General features: G+C 61.8%; 14 protein-coding genes and 4 tRNA genes. 16 read left to right on the forward strand and 2 right to left on the reverse strand.

Annotated elements, in window-relative coordinates:
• Nucleotides 1–754 precede the first annotated feature (754 nt).
• Nucleotides 755–1,483 (reverse strand): hypothetical protein, encoded by a 729-nt coding sequence (locus U5771_RS30820; protein WP_322027465.1) that lies wholly within the window; start codon nt 1,481–1,483, stop codon nt 755–757.
• A 581-nt stretch (nt 1,484–2,064) separates the two neighbouring features.
• Between U5771_RS30820 and U5771_RS30825 the strand changes: the two genes are divergently transcribed.
• From U5771_RS30825 to rpoC, 13 genes are all read left to right on the forward strand, one after another.
• Nucleotides 2,065–2,150 (forward strand) — tRNA-Tyr (locus U5771_RS30825).
• A gap of 43 nt (nt 2,151–2,193) precedes the next feature.
• Nucleotides 2,194–2,267: transfer RNA gene (locus tag U5771_RS30830), tRNA-Gly, on the forward strand.
• Nucleotides 2,268–2,292: 25 nt separating this feature from the next.
• Nucleotides 2,293–2,367, forward strand: a tRNA-Thr gene (locus U5771_RS30835).
• A 65-nt stretch (nt 2,368–2,432) separates the two neighbouring features.
• Entirely contained in the window at nt 2,433–3,623 is a 1,191-nt protein-coding gene (gene tuf / locus U5771_RS30840; RefSeq protein WP_011350666.1) for an elongation factor Tu, read from the forward strand.
• A gap of 59 nt (nt 3,624–3,682) precedes the next feature.
• Nucleotides 3,683–3,758: transfer RNA gene (locus U5771_RS30845), tRNA-Trp, on the forward strand.
• 42 nt (nt 3,759–3,800) lie between these two features.
• The gene (secE, locus tag U5771_RS30850; RefSeq protein ID WP_006482892.1) at nt 3,801–4,181 is read left to right on the forward strand and encodes a preprotein translocase subunit SecE; all 381 of its coding nucleotides are present in this window, start codon (nt 3,801–3,803) and stop codon (nt 4,179–4,181) included.
• Nucleotide 4,182: 1 nt separating this feature from the next.
• Nucleotides 4,183–4,740: a transcription termination/antitermination protein NusG gene (nusG, locus tag U5771_RS30855; protein WP_006400672.1), complete on the forward strand. Its 558-nt coding sequence runs from the start codon at nt 4,183–4,185 to the stop codon at nt 4,738–4,740.
• 140 nt (nt 4,741–4,880) lie between these two features.
• Nucleotides 4,881–5,312, forward strand: a complete 432-nt coding sequence (gene rplK / locus U5771_RS30860; RefSeq protein ID WP_006753591.1) for a 50S ribosomal protein L11 — start codon at nt 4,881–4,883, stop codon at nt 5,310–5,312.
• Nucleotides 5,313–6,011 (forward strand): 50S ribosomal protein L1, encoded by a 699-nt coding sequence (rplA, locus tag U5771_RS30865; RefSeq protein WP_017333534.1) that lies wholly within the window; start codon nt 5,313–5,315, stop codon nt 6,009–6,011. It abuts the gene before it with no gap.
• Nucleotides 6,012–6,306: 295 nt separating this feature from the next.
• Nucleotides 6,307–6,804: a 50S ribosomal protein L10 gene (gene rplJ / locus U5771_RS30870; RefSeq protein WP_021161756.1), complete on the forward strand. Its 498-nt coding sequence runs from the start codon at nt 6,307–6,309 to the stop codon at nt 6,802–6,804.
• A 63-nt stretch (nt 6,805–6,867) separates the two neighbouring features.
• The gene (gene rplL, locus U5771_RS30875) at nt 6,868–7,242 is read left to right on the forward strand and encodes a 50S ribosomal protein L7/L12 (protein WP_124616621.1); all 375 of its coding nucleotides are present in this window, start codon (nt 6,868–6,870) and stop codon (nt 7,240–7,242) included.
• A gap of 377 nt (nt 7,243–7,619) precedes the next feature.
• Nucleotides 7,620–11,726, forward strand: coding sequence for a DNA-directed RNA polymerase subunit beta (rpoB, locus tag U5771_RS30880; RefSeq protein WP_322027466.1), 4,107 nt, complete (start codon nt 7,620–7,622; stop codon nt 11,724–11,726).
• Between the two features lie 21 nt (nt 11,727–11,747).
• The gene (gene rpoC / locus U5771_RS30885; protein ID WP_322027467.1) at nt 11,748–15,989 is read left to right on the forward strand and encodes a DNA-directed RNA polymerase subunit beta'; all 4,242 of its coding nucleotides are present in this window, start codon (nt 11,748–11,750) and stop codon (nt 15,987–15,989) included.
• Between the two features lie 76 nt (nt 15,990–16,065).
• Here the strand turns inward: rpoC and U5771_RS30890 are convergent, their stop codons facing one another.
• Entirely contained in the window at nt 16,066–16,311 is a 246-nt protein-coding gene (locus tag U5771_RS30890) for a hypothetical protein (protein ID WP_322027475.1), read from the reverse strand.
• Between U5771_RS30890 and recQ the strand changes: the two genes are divergently transcribed.
• From recQ to rpsG, 3 genes are all read left to right on the forward strand, one after another.
• On the forward strand, nt 16,231–18,078 hold the full coding sequence (gene recQ, locus U5771_RS30895) for a DNA helicase RecQ (RefSeq protein ID WP_322027468.1): 1,848 nt from the start codon (nt 16,231–16,233) through the stop codon (nt 18,076–18,078). The two genes, U5771_RS30890 and recQ, sit on opposite strands and share 81 nt — an antisense overlap.
• A 227-nt stretch (nt 18,079–18,305) precedes the next feature.
• Nucleotides 18,306–18,686 (forward strand): 30S ribosomal protein S12, encoded by a 381-nt coding sequence (gene rpsL / locus U5771_RS30900; RefSeq protein WP_006400662.1) that lies wholly within the window; start codon nt 18,306–18,308, stop codon nt 18,684–18,686.
• Between the two features lie 172 nt (nt 18,687–18,858).
• Complete coding sequence (gene rpsG / locus U5771_RS30905; protein ID WP_006477195.1) at nt 18,859–19,329, forward strand: 30S ribosomal protein S7; 471 nt, start codon at nt 18,859–18,861, stop codon at nt 19,327–19,329.
• Nucleotides 19,330–19,401 lie beyond the last annotated feature (72 nt).

Consider the following 19,401-nt stretch of genomic DNA (forward strand, 5'->3'; position numbering starts at 1 on the left):
ACCACCGTGCACTACCGAGATAGCCCGGTGCATCCCGCCGGCGGACAGGTGAACTGGTCCGGCAGGACCTTCATGCATTCCGCGCGCTCTGTCGCAAACGGCCGAGTAGCTCGACCCCGCTGTAACCGGCATCTCCGCAGCCAGGGCGGCGCAGTTTTGCGCTATTCGCAGCGCGAGAGTCTGATCGGCGCAGAGTCGTTTGAGCAGATGGCGGTTGACCGATGCATCCCGGTCCTCATCACGGTCGACTGCATCGAACCCGTGCCGCGAGATCTACCGCGTCCATACGCTCTGTCGCCGCAGGCGTCGAACTCCATGTGGCTTCTATCCGCGGAACGACGGACCGCCGGGACGGCAACCGATTACCCTTGCGCACGGCAAAGGCTTCGTCACTGTCGGGCTGTCGTCGATGGGCCGCCTCTTGCTCGGAGTGATCTCGTCTCTTGGTCTTTCTCCCCTGATTTGCCTCCTCGAGTGCATTGCCCGGCAGGTCGAGTCATCGAGCTTCGATATTCCATTATCTTTGGCTTTCGGTTGGTATATTTAGTCTATCTCCGCTCATTGTCGGTTGTTTTGTTCAAGGCGCCGGTGCGTGATTGACGCGTTTCATGACAAATCCACGGTAGCCTGGTCTGTGGCGCGAGGCCGCGAGAGCATGCCCGTCAGCCCCTGAATGGCGACTGAAACTATGATCGGGCGTCCCGCCGGCACCAAGGTGTCGCGGCGGTGAACCCGGTTCGCCGACTCCATCCCGTCAGAAGTCCGCGCTGTTGTTTCTCCCGAGCACCGGCCGGCCCTTTCGAGGGACATAGATTGCTTCGACGAGCGAACAGGCGGTGCCGCCGAAACAGTCGAGGCCTTCCCCCATCAACGCGAAATGCGTATCCGCGCTCAACTGCACAAGGCGTGCATCGAATCGACACGACGGATGTCGCGTGTACAGCGCAGCTTCGCTGCGGTAGGTCGCCCGGACGTTCATGTTGGTCGGCTTGCACGACGGCCAGACGCAACGCGCGCTGCACCGCTGCACGCTCGCTGCGACGGCGACACGCAGGCGATGTGGCAGCCAAGTGCGCGGGCGGAGATCGTCGTGTATCAGCGTCTGCAAGACATCGAGGCGGGCTGGGCTGTCGGCGTCGCTCTGGGAAGCGTTATTGTCGCTGCCGGCCGCGATAAGGTACGTCGACGCGTCGTTCAGCAGCCACGCATATGTGATCGCGCCCGGAGCCATGGCGTTCACGAGCGCCGCCTCGTTGTCGGTGGCGGAGAGGCAACTGGCGTCGACGGCCGGTTTCAGTGTGTCGTACGCCGCACGAGCGGCAGCGCCTTTCGCTCGCCCTGCTGCGTGGCTCTCGGAAAGCGCCTGCTGCCGGATTGCCGGGATCGTTCCCGTGGTGCACCCCGCTTTGTCGGTGCGACCCGCATGCGCCACGGGAGCGGCGAAGATCAACGCGAAGGCAAGAAGGGCGACCGGGTTTTGCACGGGGCAGTCGGGGAGCGGGAGAGGTCGAGATGATTGCGTGACACGGGATGGTGCCGCGTCTGCCTTATATCTGCGGCGGGGAAGGATGCATCGCCCGTGGTGGTTCCTGTCCTGGCGGTTCGATTGCGGTGTCGCGGCGGAGCAGGCGAGAGCTGCGGCGCCTTACCCCGAATCCGGCGTCGGTGTGCGGGAAACCCTCGCGGAGACGCCGGCTGCCCCGGGTCCTGGAGGTGGGCTGATGCCCCGCCATTAATCACCTTCAGCCGGTCCGCGCACTAGCCGGAGGCCCTGCTGATCCCATCGGCACGAAAATTGCGAATTTTTTTCATCTACCCGCTTGGCATTATGCGTAGGAGGTCGTATGATGGCGGTCTTTCGTTTTTAGCGAAGATGCAAATCGACGCGGAAGACGGAGTCTGACGAGGATGTGGGCGCCGATCGGCGATCCTCTCGTGCTTGCCTTAGCCGGGTGAGCGTGGGTGTCGGGTGAGTCGCGCAGGCGCGCTGGAAGAGAATGAAAATAATCTTCCGGATGTGCTTGACAAGAGTGCGATGCACCCCCATAATCGTCAGTTCTCTACGGAGGGGTGCCCGAGTGGCTAAAGGGGGCAGACTGTAAATCTGTTGGCTTACGCCTACGTTGGTTCGAATCCAACCTCCTCCACCAGAACATCAGCGCAGAGAGCGGTAGGGAATCGTTAGTGGCCCGTGCGGGTGTAGCTCAATGGTAGAGCAGAAGCCTTCCAAGCTTACGACGAGGGTTCGATTCCCTTCACCCGCTCCAGTCCGTGTAGTTGAAGCGTAATAGCGCCCATGTGGCTCAGTGGTAGAGCACTCCCTTGGTAAGGGAGAGGTCGGCAGTTCGATCCTGCCCATGGGCACCAGCAGTAAAAAGTCAGTGTCTGTTTGCGCGCGGCGCAACCTGTGAAATTCCTTTTGGGAGTCGAAAATGGCCAAGGGTAAATTCGAGCGGACCAAGCCGCACGTCAACGTTGGTACGATTGGTCACGTTGACCACGGCAAGACGACGCTGACGGCAGCGATCACGACGGTGCTGACGAAGAAGTTCGGCGGCGAAGCGAAGGCCTACGACCAGATCGACGCGGCACCGGAAGAAAAGGCGCGCGGCATCACGATCAACACGGCACACGTCGAGTACGAAACGGCAAACCGCCACTACGCACACGTCGACTGCCCGGGCCACGCTGACTATGTGAAGAACATGATCACGGGCGCAGCGCAGATGGACGGCGCGATCCTGGTTTGCTCGGCAGCAGACGGCCCGATGCCGCAAACGCGTGAGCACATCCTGCTGGCGCGTCAGGTTGGCGTTCCGTACATCATCGTGTTCCTGAACAAGTGCGACATGGTGGACGACGCTGAACTGCTCGAGCTGGTCGAGATGGAAGTTCGCGAACTCCTGTCGAAGTACGACTTCCCGGGCGACGACACGCCGATCGTGAAGGGTTCGGCAAAGCTGGCGCTGGAAGGCGACACGGGCGAGCTGGGCGAAGTGGCGATCATGAGCCTGGCAGACGCGCTGGACACGTACATCCCGACGCCGGAGCGTGCAGTTGACGGCGCGTTCCTGATGCCGGTGGAAGACGTGTTCTCGATCTCGGGCCGTGGTACGGTGGTGACGGGTCGTGTCGAGCGCGGCATCGTGAAGGTCGGCGAAGAAATCGAAATCGTCGGTATCAAGCCGACGGTGAAGACGACCTGCACGGGCGTTGAAATGTTCCGCAAGCTGCTGGACCAAGGTCAAGCGGGCGACAACGTCGGTATCCTGCTGCGCGGCACGAAGCGTGAAGACGTGGAGCGTGGCCAGGTTCTGGCGAAGCCGGGTTCGATCACGCCGCACACGCACTTCACGGCTGAAGTGTACGTGCTGAGCAAGGACGAAGGCGGCCGTCACACGCCGTTCTTCAACAACTACCGTCCGCAGTTCTACTTCCGTACGACGGACGTGACGGGCTCGATCGAGCTGCCGAAGGACAAGGAAATGGTGATGCCGGGCGACAACGTGTCGATCACGGTGAAGCTGATCGCTCCGATCGCGATGGAAGAAGGTCTGCGCTTCGCAATCCGCGAAGGCGGCCGTACCGTCGGCGCCGGCGTCGTCGCCAAGATCATCGAGTAAGCCAGTTATTCGTTGATCGACAGTTTTGGGGCTGGCAGCAGCCGGCCCCAGCATGGTTTAGGGGTATAGCTCAACTGGCAGAGCGTCGGTCTCCAAAACCGAAGGTTGGGGGTTCGATTCCCTCTGCCCCTGCCAAAAAACGCCACGTATCCTACGTGGCATTTGTTTTAAGGTGTTATGGCGAATCCATCCGTCGAAACTGTAAATACCTCCGGCGATAAGCTGATGCTGGCCCTGGGCGTATTGCTGGTCTTGGCCGGATTCGTGGGCTTCTTCTGGCTGGCCAACCAGCAGTGGTATGTCCGCGGTGCCGCATTGGCGGTAGGTATCATCGCCGGCGTGGCCGTCGGTCTGATGTCCGCACCTGGCAAGAGCCTCATCGCGTTTGCCAAGGATTCGTACAAGGAAGTCCGCAAGGTCGTTTGGCCCACCCGCAAGGAAGCAACGCAAACCACACTCGTCGTGTTCGGTTTCGTGCTCGTGATGGCGATTTTCCTCTGGTTGAGTGACAAATCGATCGAATGGGTGATTTTCTCGGCGATTCTGGGTTGGAAATGATATGAGCGATACTCCGGCATCCCCGAGCGGAAAGCGTTGGTACGTCGTGCACGCCTACTCCGGTATGGAGAAGAGCGTGCAGCGTGCGCTTCAGGAGCGTATCGAACGTGCTGGCATGCAGGATAAATTCGGTCAGATCCTGGTCCCGACCGAAGAAGTGGTCGAAGTCAAAGGCGGCCACAAGGCTGTAACCGAGCGTCGTTTTTTCCCCGGCTACGTGCTGGTGGAAATGGAAATGACGGACGAAACGTGGCACCTCGTGAAGAACACGGCGAAGGTCACGGGTTTCGTCGGCGGTGCGCGCAACCGCCCGACCCCGATTTCCCCGAAGGAAGTCGAAAAGATCATGTCGCAGATGCAGGAAGGCGTCGAGAAGCCGCGCCCGAAGACCCTGTTCGAAGTTGGCGAGATGGTACGTGTCAAGGAAGGTCCTTTCACGGATTTCAACGGCACGGTCGAAGAAGTCAACTACGAGAAATCGCGCGTGCGGGTGTCGGTCACCATCTTTGGCCGCTCCACCCCGGTCGAACTTGAGTTCGGCCAGGTCGAAAAAGTTTGATCCCGATTCGGTGGGCAGCCTCGGCTGCCCACCTTCGCGCTTACGGTCCGCGTTATGGCCGTTGAGGAGCGTCAGTAGCCAGCGGCGAACGCGCGTTATCACTCACCGAACGCCGTCTGGCGTTCCAACGAGGTTTACAAATGGCAAAGAAGATTGTCGGCTTTATCAAGCTGCAGATTCCTGCAGGTAAAGCCAACCCGTCGCCGCCGGTCGGTCCGGCACTGGGCCAGCGCGGCCTGAACATCATGGAGTTCTGCAAGGCGTTCAACGCGCAGACTCAAGGCATGGAGCCGGGTCTGCCGGTGCCGGTGGTCATCACGGCATTCGCTGACAAGAGCTTCACGTTCGTGATGAAGACGCCGCCGGCGACCGTCCTGATCAAGAAGGCGGCGAAGGTGGACAAGGGCTCGAGCAAGCCGCACACCGACAAGGTCGGTTCGATCACGCGCGCTCAAGCCGAAGAAATCGCGAAGACCAAGATGCCGGACCTTACGGCAGCTGATCTGGACGCAGCCGTTCGCACCATCGCTGGTAGCGCACGCTCGATGGGCATCACTGTGGAGGGCGTGTAAATGGCTAAGATCTCCAAGCGCCGTCAGGCATTTGCCGCCAAGGTCGACCGTCAGAAGCTGTACGCGATCGAAGACGCACTGGCACTCGTGAAGGAATGCGCGAGCGCGAAGTTCAACGAATCGATCGACGTCGCAGTCCAGCTCGGCATTGACGCGAAGAAGTCGGACCAGGTCGTTCGTGGTTCGGTCGTTCTGCCGGCAGGTACGGGTAAGTCGGTTCGCGTTGCCGTGTTCGCGCAAGGCGAAAAGGCCGAGCAGGCTCGTGCAGCAGGCGCGGAAATCGTCGGTATGGAAGACCTGGCTGAGCAGATCAAGGCTGGCCAGATGGACTTCGACATCGTGATCGCTTCGCCGGACACGATGCGTATCGTCGGTACGCTCGGTCAGATCCTCGGCCCGCGCGGCCTGATGCCGAACCCGAAGGTCGGTACGGTCACGCCGGACGTCGCAACCGCCGTCAAGAACGCAAAGGCTGGTCAGGTGCAATTCCGTGTCGACAAGGCCGGTATCATCCACGCGACCATCGGCCGTGCATCGTTCGAATCGACCGCACTGCGTTCGAACCTGTCGGCACTGATCGAAGCGCTGCAGAAGGCCAAGCCGGCAACGAGCAAGGGCGTCTACCTGCGCAAGATCGCACTGTCGAGCACGATGGGCGTCGGCGTGCGCGTCGACCAGGCTACGCTGGCAGCGCAGTAAGCAAGTATTCGGGCCGCTTCGTTCGCGAAGCGGCCTACATGGGCTTTGGGCGGTTGTTCGTGCAGTCGCGCGGGCAACCGGTTATCAAAGACCGTTGGTGGGACGCAGCAGGCGGGCGATCCCTTAATTCAAGCCAACGCAGATGGCGAACCCGAAAAAGTTTTGCAGTGGTGAAGCCGCAGGTCGTGAAGCGATTCACGGCGTGAGGTGGAAATACTCCTAACGAGGTCGGACGCCGTTGTTGAACGAGGTACGTGAGGTTTCGTGCCGAACGTATCGTTTCTGGAGGCTAACCGTGCCGCTTAATAGAGAAGACAAGCAAGCCGTCGTCGCTGAGGTTTCCGCGCAAGTCGCGAAGGCCCAGACCGTTGTGCTGGCTGAGTATCGTGGAATTGCGGTTGGCGATCTGACCAAGCTGCGCGCGAAAGCGCGTGAGCAACAGGTTTACCTGCGCGTGTTGAAGAACACGCTGGCGCGTCGCGCTGTTGAAGGTACGCCGTTTGCTCCGCTGGCAGAGCAGATGACTGGTCCGTTGATCTACGGCATCTCGGAAGATGCAATTGCTGCTGCTAAGGTCGTCAACGACTTCAGCAAGAGCAATGACAAGTTGGTCATCAAGGCTGGTTCGTTCGATGGCAAGGTGATGGACAAGGCTGGCGTGCAAGCGCTGGCAAGCATCCCGAGCCGCGAAGAACTGCTCTCGAAGCTGCTGTTCGTTATGCAATCGCCTGTTTCGGGCTTCGCGCGCGCTCTCGCCGCGCTGGCCGAGAAGAAGCAAGCGGAAGCTGCGTAATCGAACGTGCATCAGCGTCATTGATCGCTGGCTGTATCCGAATTCAATTTAGGAGTATTTCAAATGGCAATCGCAAAAGAAGACATCCTGGCAGCAGTCGAAGGGATGACCGTTCTGGAACTGAACGAACTGGTCAAGGCGTTCGAAGAGAAGTTTGGCGTGTCGGCAGCTGCAGTGGCAGTCGCTGGCCCGGCAGGCGGCGGCGCTGCTGCTGCTGTTGAAGAGAAGACCGAATTCACGGTCGTTCTGACTGAAGCAGGCAGCAACAAGGTTGCAGTCATCAAGGCAGTTCGCGAACTGACGGGCCTGGGCCTGAAGGAAGCGAAGGACGTCGTTGACGGCGCACCGAAGGCTGTCAAGGAAGGCGTCGACAAGGCTGCTGCTGAAGAAGCCAAGAAGAAGCTGGAAGAAGCAGGCGCGAAGGTCGAAGTCAAGTAAGTTTCGACGCGCTGTGCGAAGGCTGGCGGTATTTTCACCGCCGGCCTTTTTGTGCTTTGTGGGGACGTTATTCTGGCACTCATTCGGGAGCCCGAATAATCGGCCCCAGAAGCCAAAGAAAACCGCCAAATCGTTGTCAATGGTCACGATTGGCGTTTCTCTTTGTCTTCTGAAGCGACTGCAGAAGGCAAGTTTGGTCGGGTAGCGGGCAACACAGGCATCCGCTGCCGTCAGCCAGCGGTTGGTAGCGGCCAACCACCAAGCTTCTCGGCTCGTTCAAGCCGTTGGACGGCCATCGGGTCTCAGTCGGTGAACACTCGGGTTTGAAACGTCCTGGTATTCCGCCTCGACAGCACCCGCCGTGATTCGGAGATCGTATGCAATATTCCTTCACCGAGAAGAAGCGCATTCGCAAGAGTTTCGCGAAGCGCCCCATCGTTCACCAAGTTCCGTTCTTGCTGGCTACCCAGCTTGAATCATTCAGCACGTTTCTGCAAGCCGATGTGCTTGGCACGCAACGCAAGCCTGAAGGTTTGCAGGCCGCATTCACATCGGTATTTCCCATTGTTTCGCACAACGGCTTCGCGCGCCTCGAGTTCGTGAGCTATGCGCTGTCCGCGCCGGCATTCAACATCAAGGAATGCCAGCAGCGCGGCCTGACGTACTGCTCCGCGCTGCGCGCGAAGGTCCGCCTTGTCATCCTCGACAAGGAATCGCCGAACAAGCCGGTCGTCAAGGAAGTGAAGGAGCAGGAAGTGTACATGGGCGAAATGCCGCTCATGACGCCGACGGGCTCGTTCGTCATCAACGGCACCGAGCGTGTCATCGTCTCGCAGCTGCACCGTTCGCCGGGCGTGTTCTTCGAACACGACAAGGGCAAGACGCACAGCTCGGGCAAGCTGCTGTTCTCGGCACGGATCATTCCGTACCGCGGCTCGTGGCTCGACTTCGAATTCGACCCGAAGGATATCCTGTACTTCCGCGTCGACCGTCGCCGCAAGATGCCGGTCACGATCCTGCTGAAGGCCATCGGCCTGACGCCGGAACAGATCCTCGCGAACTTCTTCGTGTTCGACAACTTCACGCTGATGGACGAAGGCGCGCAACTCGAGTTCGTGCCCGAGCGCCTGCGTGGTGAAGTCGCGCGTTTCGACATCACGGACCGTGATGGCAAGGTCATCGTCCAGAAGGACAAGCGGATCAACGCGAAGCACATTCGCGACCTCGAAGCCGCGAAGACCAAGTTCATCTCGGTGCCGGAAGACTATCTGCTCGGCCGCGTGCTGGCGAAGAACGTCGTCGACGGCGACACCGGCGAAGTGATCGCGAGCGCGAACGACGAAGTCACGGAAAGCGTGCTCGAGAAGCTGCGCGAAGCGGGCATCAAGGACATCCAGACGCTCTACACGAACGATCTGGACCAGGGCCCGTACATCTCGTCGACGCTGCGCGTCGACGAAACGACCGATCGTACGGCCGCGCGCATCGCAATCTACCGCATGATGCGTCCGGGCGAGCCGCCGACCGAAGAAGCGGTCGAGGCGCTGTTCAACCGCCTGTTCTACAGCGAAGAAGCGTACGACCTGTCGAAGGTCGGCCGCATGAAGTTCAACCGCCGCGTCAGCCGTGACGAGATCACCGGCCCGATGACGCTGCAGGACGACGACATCCTCGCGACGATCAAGATCCTCGTCGAGCTGCGCAACGGCAAGGGCGAAGTGGACGACATCGACCACCTCGGCAACCGTCGCGTGCGTTGCGTCGGCGAACTGGCGGAAAACCAGTTCCGCGCGGGTCTCGTGCGTGTCGAGCGCGCGGTCAAGGAACGCCTCGGCCAGGCCGAAAGCGAAAACCTGATGCCGCACGACCTGATCAACTCGAAGCCGATTTCGTCGGCGATCCGCGAGTTCTTCGGTTCGTCGCAGCTGTCGCAGTTCATGGACCAGACCAACCCGCTGTCGGAAATCACGCACAAGCGCCGTGTTTCCGCACTGGGCCCGGGCGGTCTGACGCGTGAGCGCGCAGGCTTCGAAGTGCGTGACGTGCACCCGACCCACTATGGCCGCGTGTGCCCGATCGAAACGCCGGAAGGTCCGAACATCGGTCTGATCAACTCGCTCGCACTGTATGCGCACCTGAACGAGTACGGCTTCCTCGAGACGCCGTACCGCAAGGTCGTGGACAGCAAGGTGACCGACCAGATCGACTACCTGTCGGCGATCGAGGAAGGCCGCTACATGATCGCGCAGGCGAACGCCGCGATCGACGAGAACGGCACGCTGGTCGACGAACTCGTGTCGTCGCGTGAAGCGGGCGAAACGATGATGGTCACGCCGGACCGGATCCAGTACATGGACGTCGCGCCGTCGCAGATCGTGTCGGTTGCAGCTTCGCTGATTCCGTTCCTCGAGCACGACGACGCGAACCGTGCACTGATGGGTTCGAACATGCAGCGTCAGGCCGTGCCGTGTCTGCGTCCGGAGAAGCCGGTCGTCGGTACGGGTATCGAGCGTACCTGCGCGGTCGACTCGGGCACGACGGTTCAGGCGTTCCGTGGCGGCGTCGTCGACTATGTCGACGCAGGCCGTATCGTGATTCGCGTGAACGATGACGAAGCCGTCGCGGGTGAAGTCGGTGTCGACATCTACAACCTGATCAAGTACACGCGTTCGAACCAGAACACGAACATCAACCAGCGTCCGATCGTGAAGATGGGCGACAAGGTCTCGCGCGGCGACGTGCTGGCCGACGGCGCCTCGACGGACCTGGGCGAGCTCGCGCTCGGCCAGAACATGCTGATCGCGTTCATGCCGTGGAACGGCTACAACTTCGAGGATTCGATCCTGATCTCGGAGAAGGTGGTCGCGGACGATCGCTACACGTCGATCCACATCGAAGAGCTGAACGTCGTTGCACGCGACACGAAGCTCGGGCCGGAAGAAATCACGCGCGACATCTCGAACCTGGCGGAAGTCCAGCTCGGCCGTCTCGACGAATCGGGCATCGTGTACATCGGTGCGGAAGTCGAAGCGGGCGACGTGCTGGTCGGCAAGGTCACGCCGAAGGGCGAGACCCAGCTGACGCCGGAAGAGAAGCTGCTGCGCGCGATTTTCGGCGAGAAGGCTTCGGACGTGAAGGACACGTCGCTGCGCGTGCCGTCGGGCATGAACGGTACCGTGATCGACGTCCAGGTGTTCACGCGTGAAGGCATCCAGCGCGACAAGCGCGCGCAACAGATCATCGACGACGAACTGAAGCGCTATCGTCTCGACCTGAACGACCAGCTGCGCATCGTGGAAGGCGACGCGTTCCAGCGTCTCGCACGCATGCTGGTGGGCAAGGTCGCGAACGGCGGTCCGAAGAAGCTCGCGAAGGGCACGAAGATCGACCAGGCTTACCTGGAAGACCTCGACCATTACCACTGGTTCGACATCCGCCTCGCGGACGACGAAGCAGCGGCACAGCTCGAAGCGATCAAGAACTCGATCGAAGAGAAGCGTCACCAGTTCGACCTCGCGTTCGAAGAGAAGCGCAAGAAGCTCACGCAAGGCGACGAACTGCCGCCGGGCGTGCTGAAGATGGTCAAGGTGTACCTCGCGGTGAAGCGCCGTCTGCAGCCTGGCGACAAGATGGCAGGCCGTCACGGTAACAAGGGTGTCGTGTCGAAGATCGTCCCGATCGAAGACATGCCGTACATGGCCGACGGCCGTCCGGCAGACGTCGTGCTGAACCCGCTCGGCGTGCCGTCGCGGATGAACGTGGGTCAGGTTCTGGAAGTGCACCTCGGCTGGGCCGCGAAGGGCCTCGGCTGGCGTATCGGCGAAATGCTGCAGCGTCAGGCGAAGATCGAGGAAATGCGCGTGTTCCTGACGAAGATCTACAACGAGTCGGGCCGCCAGGAAGATCTGGAAAGCTTCACCGACGACGAGATCCTCGAACTCGCGAAGAACCTGCGCGAAGGCGTGCCGTTTGCAACGCCGGTGTTCGACGGTGCGACCGAGGAAGAAATGGGCAAGATGCTCGACCTCGCGTTCCCGGACGACATCGCGGAACAGCTCGGCATGAACCCGTCGAAGAACCAGGTTCGCCTGTACGACGGCCGCACGGGTGAGATGTTCGAACGTCGCGTGACGCTCGGCTACATGCACTACCTGAAGCTGCACCACCTGGTCGACGACAAGATGCACGCGCGTTCGACGGGCCCGTACTCGCTCGTCACGCAGCAGCCGCTGGGTGGTAAGGCGCAGTTCGGTGGCCAGCGTTTCGGTGAAATGGAAGTGTGGGCACTCGAAGCGTACGGCGCGTCCTACGTGCTGCAGGAAATGCTGACGGTGAAGTCGGACGACGTGAACGGCCGGACGAAGGTTTACGAGAACCTCGTCAAGGGCGATCACGTGATCGATGCAGGCATGCCGGAATCCTTCAACGTGCTCGTGAAGGAAATCCGCTCGCTCGGTATCGACATCGATCTCGACCGCAATTAATCGGACTACGGAGAGAAGGCAATGAAAGCTCTGCTCGATCTATTCAAGCAAGTCCAACAGGAAGAAGTTTTCGACGCGATCAAGATCGGTCTGGCCTCGCCGGACAAGATCCGTTCGTGGTCGTTCGGCGAAGTGAAGAAGCCGGAGACCATCAACTACCGTACGTTCAAGCCGGAACGCGATGGTCTCTTCTGCGCGAAGATCTTCGGGCCGATCAAGGACTACGAGTGCCTGTGCGGCAAGTACAAGCGTCTGAAGCACCGCGGCGTGATCTGCGAGAAGTGCGGCGTCGAAGTGACGCTGGCGAAGGTGCGTCGCGAACGGATGGGCCACATCGAGCTGGCCTCGCCGGTCGCGCACATCTGGTTCCTGAAGTCGCTGCCGTCGCGTCTGGGCATGGTGCTCGACATGACGCTGCGCGACATCGAACGCGTGCTGTACTTCGAAGCGTACGTGGTGATCGAACCGGGCATGACGCCGCTGAAGGCGCGGCAGATCATGACCGAAGAGGATTACTACAACAAGGTCGAGGAATACGGCGACGAATTCCGTGCCGAGATGGGTGCGGAAGGCGTGCGTGAACTGCTGCGCGCGATCAACATCGACGAGCAGGTCGAGACGCTGCGCACCGAGCTGAAGAACACCGGCTCGGAAGCGAAGATCAAGAAGTACGCGAAGCGCCTGAAGGTCCTCGAGGCATTCCAGCGCTCGGGCATCAAGCCCGAGTGGATGATCCTCGAAGTGCTGCCGGTGCTGCCGCCGGAACTGCGTCCGCTCGTGCCGCTGGATGGCGGCCGTTTCGCGACGTCGGACCTGAACGACCTGTATCGCCGCGTGATCAACCGTAACAACCGGTTGAAGCGTCTGCTCGAGCTGAAGGCTCCTGAAATCATCGTCCGCAACGAAAAGCGGATGCTGCAGGAAGCCGTCGACTCGCTGCTCGACAACGGTCGTCGCGGCAAGGCGATGACGGGCGCGAACAAGCGTCCGCTGAAGTCGCTCGCCGACATGATCAAGGGCAAGGGCGGTCGTTTCCGTCAGAACCTGCTGGGCAAGCGCGTCGACTACTCGGGCCGTTCGGTCATCGTGGTCGGCCCGACGCTGAAGCTGCACCAGTGCGGTCTGCCGAAGCTGATGGCGCTCGAGCTGTTCAAGCCGTTCATCTTCAACAAGCTGGAAGTGATGGGCGTCGCGACGACCATCAAGGCTGCGAAGAAGGAAGTCGAGAACCAGACGCCGGTGGTGTGGGACATCCTCGAAGAGGTGATCCGCGAGCACCCGGTGATGCTGAACCGTGCGCCGACGCTGCACCGTCTCGGTATCCAGGCGTTCGAGCCCGTGCTGATCGAAGGCAAGGCGATCCAGCTGCACCCGCTCGTCTGCGCGGCGTTCAACGCCGACTTCGACGGTGACCAGATGGCCGTTCACGTGCCGCTGTCGCTCGAAGCGCAGATGGAAGCACGCACGCTGATGCTGGCGTCGAACAACGTCCTGTTCCCGGCCAACGGCGATCCGTCGATCGTGCCGTCGCAGGATATCGTGCTGGGTCTGTACTACGCGACCCGCGAAGCGATCAACGGCAAGGGCGAAGGCCTGTCGTTCACCGGCGTGTCGGAAGTGATCCGCGCGTACGAGAACAAGGAAGTCGAGCTGGCATCGCGCGTCAACGTCCGGATCACCGAAATGGTCCGCAACGAGGACACGTCGGAAGGCGCGCCGCAATTCGTGCCGAAGATCTCGCTGTACGCGACGACCGTCGGTCGCGCGATCCTGTCGGAGATCCTGCCGCACGGCCTGCCGTTCTCGGTGCTGAACAAGCCGCTGAAGAAGAAGGAAATCTCGCGCCTGATCAACACCGCATTCCGCAAGTGCGGTCTGCGTGCGACGGTCGTGTTCGCCGACCAGCTGATGCAGTCGGGTTTCCGTCTCGCGACGCGCGCCGGCATTTCGATCTGCGTGGACGACATGCTCGTGCCGCCGCAGAAGGAAACGATCGTCGGCGACGCCGCGAAGAAGGTGAAGGAGTACGACCGCCAGTACATGTCGGGTCTCGTCACCGCGCAGGAACGCTACAACAACGTGGTCGACATCTGGTCGGCAACGTCGGAAGCGGTCGGCAAGGCGATGATGGAGCAGCTGTCGACGGAGCCGGTGACGGACCGCGACGGCAACGAGACGCGTCAGGAGTCGTTCAACTCGATCTACATGATGGCCGACTCGGGCGCCCGGGGTTCGGCGGTGCAGATTCGTCAGCTGGCCGGTATGCGAGGCCTGATGGCGAAGCCGGACGGCTCGATTATCGAGACGCCGATTACCGCGAACTTCCGCGAAGGCCTGAACGTGTTGCAGTACTTCATCTCGACCCACGGTGCACGTAAGGGTCTGGCTGATACGGCACTGAAGACCGCGAACTCGGGTTACCTGACGCGTCGTCTCGTCGACGTCACGCAGGATCTGGTGGTGGTCGAGGACGATTGCGGCACGTCGAACGGCGTGGCGATGAAGGCACTCGTCGAAGGCGGTGAAGTCGTCGAAGCGCTGCGCGACCGTATCCTCGGCCGCGTCGCGGTCGCGGACGTCGTGAACCCGGAAACGCAGGAAACGCTGTACGAATCGGGCACGCTGCTCGACGAAACGGCGGTCGAGGAAATCGAACGCCTCGGTATCGACGAAGTGCGCGTGCGCACGCCGCTGACCTGCGAAACGCGTTACGGTCTGTGCGCGGCCTGCTACGGCCGTGACCTCGGCCGCGGCTCGCTCGTGAACGTCGGCGAAGCTGTCGGCGTGATCGCGGCACAGTCGATCGGTGAACCGGGCACGCAGCTGACGATGCGTACGTTCCACATCGGTGGTGCGGCATCGCGTGCGGCAGTGGCGTCGTCGGTCGAAGCGAAGAGCAACGGTATCGTGCGCTTCACGGCGACGATGCGTTACGTCACCAACGCGAAGGGCGAGCAGATCGTCATCTCGCGTTCGGGCGAAGCGCTGATCACCGACGATTTCGGTCGCGAGCGCGAGCGTCACAAAGTGCCGTACGGCGCGACGCTGCTGCAGCTCGACGGCGCGACGATCAAGGCCGGCACGCAGCTGGCGACGTGGGATCCGATGACGCGTCCGATCATCACCGAGTACGGTGGTACGGTGAAGTTCGAGAACGTCGAGGAAGGCGTGACCGTCGCGAAGCAGATCGACGACGTGACCGGCCTGTCCACGCTGGTCGTGATCGACGTGAAGCGTCGTGGTTCGCAAGCTTCGAAGAGCGTGCGTCCGCAGGTGAAACTGCTCGACGCGAACGGCGACGAAGTGAAGATCCCGGGCACGGAGCACGCAGTGCAGATCGGCTTCCAGGTCGGCGCACTGATCACCGTGAAGGACGGCCAGCAAGTGCAGGTGGGTGAAGTGCTTGCACGTATCCCGACCGAAGCGCAGAAGACGCGTGACATTACCGGCGGTCTGCCGCGGGTGGCGGAACTGTTCGAAGCGCGTTCGCCGAAGGATGCCGGCATTCTCGCGGAAGTCACCGGTACGACGTCGTTCGGCAAGGACACGAAGGGCAAGCAGCGTCTCGTCATCACGGACCTCGAAGGCAATCAGCACGAGTTCCTGATCGCGAAGGAAAAGCAGGTCCTGGTCCACGATGCTCAGGTCGTCAACAAGGGCGAAATGATCGTGGACGGCCCGGCCGATCCGCACGACATCCTGCGCCTGCAGGGTATCGAGGCGCTGTCGCGCTACATCGTCGACGAAGTGCAGGACGTGTATCGTCTGCAGGGCGTGAAGATCAACGACAAGCACATCGAGGTGATCGTTCGCCAGATGCTGCGTCGTGTGCAGATCACCGACAACGGTGATACGCGCTTCATCCCGGGCGAACAGGTCGAGCGTTCCGACATGCTGGACGAGAACGATCGCATGATCGCCGAGGACAAGCGTCCGGCTTCGTACGACAACGTGCTGCTCGGTATCACGAAGGCGTCGCTGTCGACCGACTCGTTCATCTCCGCGGCATCGTTCCAGGAAACGACCCGCGTGCTGACCGAAGCGGCGATCATGGGCAAGCGCGACGATCTGCGTGGTCTGAAGGAAAACGTGATCGTCGGCCGTCTGATTCCGGCCGGTACGGGTCTCGCGTTCCACAAGGCACGCAAGGCGAAGGAATCGTCGGATCGCGAGCGTTTCGACCAGATCGCAGCGGAAGAGGCATTCGACTTCGGCACGCCGAGCGCGCCGGCGGAAGAGCCGCAGCACCCGGCAGCCGAGTAAGCGCGGGCGGCGCGAGCCGCTTGGCGTTGCCGTACTCGCTGTCATCGAAACCGCCCGGTCCGCCGGGCGGTTTTTTTTATCCGTCGTTCACGTGCATGACGGGCTTGCCGCGCGATTGCGCAGGCCCGTCATGCGCGCGCTCGAACCCTGTCCGATTGGCCAACGTTGCACGATTCGACGCGCGCTGCGCGAGCGGGTTGTTAAAATCGCGGTCATCGTTCTGCTGTCCACTTTCTCGTTCATGTCCCGCGCCCTCGAAATTCTCGACGAAGTCTTTGGTTATCCCGCCTTTCGGGGTCAGCAGGGCGAGATCGTCGAACACGTCGCCGGCGGCGGCGATTGCCTCGTGCTGATGCCTACGGGCGGCGGCAAGTCGCTGTGCTACCAGATTCCGGCGCTGCTGCGCCGCGAGGCCGGGCAGGGCGCGGGCATCGTGGTGTCGCCGCTGATCGCGCTGATGCAGGACCAGGTCGCCGCGCTGAGCGAAGTCGGCGTGCGCGCGGCCTACCTGAACTCGACGCTGTCGGGCGCCGAGGCCGCGGCGACCGAGCGCGCGCTGCGCGAGGGCGAGATCGACCTGCTGTACGTCGCGCCCGAGCGGCTGATGACCGGGCGTTTCCTCGACCTGCTCGAGCGCGCGAAGATCGGCCTGTTCGCGATCGACGAGGCGCACTGCGTGTCGCAATGGGGGCATGACTTCCGTCCCGAATACATCCAGTTGTCGGTGCTGCACGAGCGCTTCCCGTCGGTGCCGCGCATCGCCCTGACGGCCACCGCCGATGCGATCACGCGCGACGAGATCATCCATCGCCTCGCGCTCGACGACGCGCGCGTGTTCGTGTCGAGCTTCGACCGCCCGAACATCCGCTACCGGATCGTCGAGAAGGACAACGCGCGCGCGCAGCTGCTCGATTTCATCCGTGCCGAGCACACGAACGCGGACGGCACGACCGACGCGGGCGTCGTCTACTGCCTGTCGCGCCGCAAGGTCGAGGAAACGGCCGAATGGCTGAAGGCGCAGGGCGTACGCGCGCTGCCGTATCACGCGGGGATGGAGTTCGAGGTGCGGCAGAAGCACCAGGAAATGTTCCAGCGCGAGGAGGGCATCGTGATGTGCGCGACGATCGCGTTCGGCATGGGCATCGACAAGCCGGACGTACGCTTCGTTGCGCACCTCGATTTGCCGAAGAGCGTCGAAGGCTACTACCAGGAAACCGGCCGCGCGGGCCGCGACGGGATGCCGGCGAATGCGTGGATGGCGTATGGGCTCGGCGACGTCGTCCAGCAGCGCAAGATGATCGACGAGTCCGACGCGGACGACGCGCACAAGCGCGTGCAGACGTCGAAGCTCGACGCGTTGCTCGGGCTCTGCGAGACGATCTCGTGCCGGCGCGTGCGGCTCTTGAACTACTTCGGCGAGGCGAGCCAGCCGTGCGGCAACTGCGACACGTGCCTCGAGCCGCCCGATTCATGGGACGCGACGCGCGAGGCGCAGATGGCGCTGTCGTGCGTGTTCCGCGCGCAGCGTGCGAGCGGCTTCAATTTCGGCTCGAGCCATCTGATCGAGATCCTGCGCGGCGGCCGCACCGAGAAAGTGTTGCAGCGCGGCCACGACCAGCTCAGCACGTTCGGGATCGGCGCGTCGTTGTCCGAGCCCGAGTGGCGCGCGATTTTCCGGCAGCTCGTCGCGTACGGCTATCTGGCGGTCGACCATGGCGGCTTCGGCGCGCTGATGCTGACCGAGGCCGCGAAGCCGGTGCTGAAGAACGAGGAGAAGGTCACGCTGCGCCGCTACGTGAAGCCGCAGCGCACGCGCCAGTCGTCGAGCCGCAGCGGCACGCGCGTCGACCCGACGGCCGGCATGGGCACGCGCGAGCGCGCCCGGTGGGACGCGCTGCGCGCATGGCGCGCGGAAACCGCGAAGTCCGACGGCGTGCCGGCCTACGTGATCTTCCACGACGCGACGCTGGCTGAAATCGCACGCAACGCGCCGGAGACGATCGACGACCTGCGCCATATCCCCGGCATGGGCGTGCGCAAGCTCGAACGCTTCGGCGACGAGATCATCGACGTCGTCGAATCGGCGTGACACAGGTGTTCCGACCCTTCCGGTAAACCGCCCGCGCGGCTGGCGAATCACGCAAGCCGTTGACTTAGTTGGCATTTCCGGAATATCATGCTGGGTTCCGGTATTCGGTGGGCCGAGTCGCGTTCCAAGGTTCGTGTCCGTATCGCCGGTTCGGAAGTCAACTGTGCGCCGATTCTCGCTTTGCCCGAAATCGATGTGCAGATTTTGTTCAATTTCAGGAATAAACAATGCCAACCATCAACCAACTGGTTCGCAAAGGCCGTCAGTCGGAAACGACGAAGAGCAAGAGCCCGGCCCTGCAGGACTGCCCCCAGCGTCGCGGCGTGTGCACCCGTGTGTACACGACGACGCCGAAGAAGCCGAACTCGGCACTCCGTAAGGTCGCCAAGGTTCGTCTGACGAACGGCTTCGAAGTGATTTCGTACATCGGCGGTGAAGGCCACAACCTGCAGGAACACTCGGTTGTGCTGATCCGCGGCGGCCGTGTGAAGGACTTGCCGGGTGTGCGTTACCACATGGTTCGCGGCTCGCTGGATACCCAGGGCGTCAAGGACCGTAAGCAAGCGCGCTCGAAGTACGGCGCGAAGCGTGCAAAGGCTGCCAAGTAAGCAGTTTTTGATCAGGGATCGCCGCAGGGCGGTCAAGGCGGGAGTGCCGGATTGCCGGTGCTGTCGAGTAAGTGGTCACCCGGCCAAGCTGGTTAGTCGTGAAGATGTGATCGGGTTTGTTGGTGGCCGCGGAGCTGGATACAGCTCCAACTGAACAAGTAAAGGAAGAATCATGCCGCGTCGTCGCGAAGTCCCCAAGCGGGAAGTGTTGCCGGATCCGAAGTTCGGCAACGTTGATGTTGCCAAGTTCATGAACATGCTGATGCTGTCCGGCAAGAAGTCGGTTGCAGAGCGCATCGTTTATGGCGCATTCGAACAAATCCAGACCAAGGGTGGCAAGGACCCGCTGGAAGTGTTCACGGTTGCGCTCAACAACGTGAAGCCGGTGGTCGAAGTGAAGAGCCGCCGCGTTGGTGGTGCCAACTATCAAGTTCCGGTCGAAGTGCGCCCGTCGCGTCGTATGGCATTGGCGATGCGCTGGCTGCGTGAGGCTGCGAAGAAGCGCAGCGAGAAGTCGATGGCTCTGCGTCTGGCAGGCGAACTCTCCGAAGCGGCCGAAGGCCGTGGCGGCGCGATGAAGAAGCGCGATGAAGTTCACCGCATGGCAGAAGCCAACCGCGCGTTCTCGCATTTCCGTTTCTAAGCGCCTGGCTGGGCTGTTTGCGGAAATAAATTCCGGGCGGGTGCGCTTTTCAGGCGCCTCGCCCGTTTGTGT

The sequence above is a fragment of the Burkholderia sp. BCC1977 genome, assembly GCF_905339595.1.
GTDB lineage: Bacteria > Pseudomonadota > Gammaproteobacteria > Burkholderiales > Burkholderiaceae > Burkholderia.

What these genes read in the sequence shown, in the direction of transcription:
- recQ (WP_322027468.1), top strand. Translation starts at nt 16,231, where the DNA reads ATGTCCCGCGCCCTCGAAATTCTCGACGAAGTCTTTGGTTATCCCGCC.
- secE (WP_006482892.1), top strand. Translation starts at nt 3,801, where the DNA reads ATGGCGAATCCATCCGTCGAAACTGTAAATACCTCCGGCGATAAGCTG.
- tuf (WP_011350666.1), top strand. Translation starts at nt 2,433, where the DNA reads ATGGCCAAGGGTAAATTCGAGCGGACCAAGCCGCACGTCAACGTTGGT.
- rpsL (WP_006400662.1), top strand. Translation starts at nt 18,306, where the DNA reads ATGCCAACCATCAACCAACTGGTTCGCAAAGGCCGTCAGTCGGAAACG.
- rpoB (WP_322027466.1), top strand. Translation starts at nt 7,620, where the DNA reads ATGCAATATTCCTTCACCGAGAAGAAGCGCATTCGCAAGAGTTTCGCG.
- rplL (WP_124616621.1), top strand. Translation starts at nt 6,868, where the DNA reads ATGGCAATCGCAAAAGAAGACATCCTGGCAGCAGTCGAAGGGATGACC.
- rpoC (WP_322027467.1), top strand. Translation starts at nt 11,748, where the DNA reads ATGAAAGCTCTGCTCGATCTATTCAAGCAAGTCCAACAGGAAGAAGTT.
- nusG (WP_006400672.1), top strand. Translation starts at nt 4,183, where the DNA reads ATGAGCGATACTCCGGCATCCCCGAGCGGAAAGCGTTGGTACGTCGTG.
- rplA (WP_017333534.1), top strand. Translation starts at nt 5,313, where the DNA reads ATGGCTAAGATCTCCAAGCGCCGTCAGGCATTTGCCGCCAAGGTCGAC.
- rplK (WP_006753591.1), top strand. Translation starts at nt 4,881, where the DNA reads ATGGCAAAGAAGATTGTCGGCTTTATCAAGCTGCAGATTCCTGCAGGT.
- rpsG (WP_006477195.1), top strand. Translation starts at nt 18,859, where the DNA reads ATGCCGCGTCGTCGCGAAGTCCCCAAGCGGGAAGTGTTGCCGGATCCG.